We start from the raw sequence: 266 nt of genomic DNA on the forward strand, positions 1-266 counted from the left end.
CTGGCCCTTGGTGCCGCAGTTGACGCAGGAAATGTCGGCCAGGCCGTTTTCGGGGGCGTGGCCCTTCTTTTCCTCGTAGGCCTCTTCGAGGTGGTCGGCACGGTACCGCTTGTGGCAGCTCAGGCACTCAACCAGCGGGTCGGAGAAGACCTCAACGTGGCCGGAGGCCTCCCACACTTGGCGCGGCAGGATCACCGCGGAATCCAGCCCGACGACGTCGTCGCGCCCGCGGACCATGTGCTGCCACCACTGCTTCTTGATGTTTT

At 64.7% G+C, this 266-nt stretch carries 1 pseudogene; it reads right to left on the minus strand.

What is annotated here, in order from left to right:
* Positions 1–266, minus strand: a pseudogene (locus tag SB754_RS20765) (glycine--tRNA ligase); the annotation flags it as partial.

The organism is Leifsonia sp. SIMBA_070 (genome assembly GCF_046534635.1).
Lineage (GTDB): Bacteria > Actinomycetota > Actinomycetes > Actinomycetales > Microbacteriaceae > Leifsonia.